Origin of the sequence: Moorena sp. SIO4A1, assembly GCF_010672065.1 — a bacterium.
Taxonomy (GTDB): domain Bacteria; phylum Cyanobacteriota; class Cyanobacteriia; order Cyanobacteriales; family Coleofasciculaceae; genus Moorena.
In genome coordinates, this window is sequence record NZ_JAAHHX010000301.1 from 1 (window position 1) to 2,344 (window position 2,344).

The window sequence follows — 2,344 nt, forward strand, 5'->3', positions numbered from 1 at the left end:
TTTTACAAATATGAGATGCACCCAACTAAACGGGCAAGGGGTCTCCCGTTATAATCTCCGATTTAACGGGAGGGGAATTGCCCGACAGTGTCTGGAAGTTCTTAACAGATTGACATGCAGGTCACGCTGCGCGATTGGCCAGAGGCCACGCTTTCGGCAGAGCCGACGCTGCTTGAGGTGCGATTGGCCGTAGGCCACGCTTTCGGCAGAGCCGACGCTGCTTGAGGTGCGAACGGAAGTGGTATAATCGCATTGTGATACTAACGTACTGCTACAAAATCAAACCAAGTCCCGAACAGATAGCCATCATGGAAAAGTGGCTTGAATTGTTGCGTCGTCACTGGAACTATGCTCTAGGACAACGGCTTGATTGGCTCAATCGGACTCGCTCACCGATTGATAGATGTAGTTTGATTAGTGAGCCGATAGGTGTTATTCCAGAAGCGGTCAACTATTACACTCAGCAGGCAGCCCTCAAAGAAACCAAAAAACTGTTTCCCGAATACAAAAAAATTTATGCAGAAACCCAACAGGTAAATTTACAACGTCTTAACAAAGCGTGGGACAGATGGCGAAAACCTGATGCTAGCGGCAAGCGTGCAGGTAGACCTCGTTTTAAAAAACCTGGAGAGCTTCGCTCGTTTGTTTTTCCTAGAGTGAATACTTCTAAGGCGGGGGCACATTTAGTTGATGGTGTTCTAAAACTAAGCCGAATTGGATCAATGCCTGTCATAATGCATCGACCATTACCTGTTAGCGAAGCTTGCCCGAAGGTCGTAGGCTTTATCCTTAAGCAATGCACTATTGTCAAAAAGGCCGATGGTTGGTACTGCTGTCTTTCATTGAAAGACGATACTGTGCCTGAACTACTACCCATAGATTCAGTCAAGTCTGCCGTCGGTATTGACGTTGGCTTGGAAAAATTTTTGACCACTTCCGATGGCGAGGCGGTACCTATTCCGCAGTTTTACAGGAAGGCTCAGGAAAAGCTTGCTCAGGCTCAGCGAGTAATGTCTCGTCGTGTGAAAGGGTCAAATAACTGGAAAAAAGCCAAACATAAAGTAGCTTTGTTACATCTTCATCTGACCCGATGCAGAAAAGAATTTCATTATCAGGTTGCTCATTGGCTGTGTAGTAAATATGACTTGATTGCTCACGAAAACCTAAATATCAAAGGACTCGCCAAGACTAAGTTGGCAAAATCGATACATGATGCAGCCTGGGGAGCATTCTTGGAAATATTGCAAGTAGTGGCGGTAAAACGCGGCTTGTTAGTCCAGGAAGTTAATCCACGTGGCACAAGTATTGAATGTTTTAATTGTGGCTCTAGGGTCAAAAAAAGTTTAAGTGATTCGGCGAAGCCGACGCTGCGCGAACGCGTTCATTGCTGTTCTAGTTGTAACGTCAAAATTGACCGCGACTGGAATAGCGGGATTAACATTTTGAATCGTGGATTATTGGCGGTTGGACTGCCGCTTAATGGCTGTAGTAAATCGGTACAGGATATCGTTCGCGTAGCGTCGGCCTCCGCCGAGGAGCAGCAAGTCTCATTCGTGAGGAGAGAGAAGCCCACATCATAATCTTTGATTTGATGTGGGAGTAGTCACTCAAAACCCAAGCTCTTTGGCACGATCACAAAGTCTTAGGTTTCTTAACCAGGTAGTGATACACAAGTAGTGATTTTAGCTTCCGTTACCTTAACCAGAGCCTAGCTAAATCACTGCATCTTTACCACTACCTTCGGTTGTAAGGTCTGAATTAGGAGTTTGCAACCTTCGTTAATTACAATCACAAAATTAGTCAGTAGTCAGGATTAATTATTAGACTTACCCTACAGGCAAACCTCTATAATTAACCTCACCTAGAGAGGATTACGATAATCTTGGTTGTTGGCATTCCCTTGATTGTGTTTGATCATTATAGTTCTCCCAAGAGTGTACTCCTAACAGATAGGCTTTAATTTTTAGAACTATTACCATCCTATCTGTATTGCTAAAGAAAATGTAAAGAAATTTGATATCTTAGCTCTAACCATTCAGAAATATGATAATTATTTAAATACTCTATTAAAAAGCAGCCAAGAATTTGGCGTTGCTGATTATGGGTATGGTTTTGCCCCCCTAGCCCCCCAAGCGAGTAATTGCTCACTTGGGGGACCAACGGGGGCTTGACCAAAACCAGATGATCGCGCATTCATTCCTTAATTCAGCAACGCCAATAATTTATCATTTGACACTGCTTTTAACTGATTCTCTTGCATTGCGAGCCTAGTGAAATCAACACCCAAGCTCTTTGGCAAGACTACAAAGTTTTAGGTTTTTTTAACCTTTCTGATCATTGATCA

The 2,344-nt window shown here is 43.7% G+C and carries 1 pseudogene; it reads left to right on the plus strand.

Going from position 1 to position 2,344, the window contains the following annotated elements:
* Window positions 1–308: 308 nt before the first annotated feature.
* Window positions 309–1,587 (plus strand): annotated as a pseudogene (locus F6K53_RS37515) (transposase).
* Window positions 1,588–2,344 lie beyond the last annotated feature (757 nt).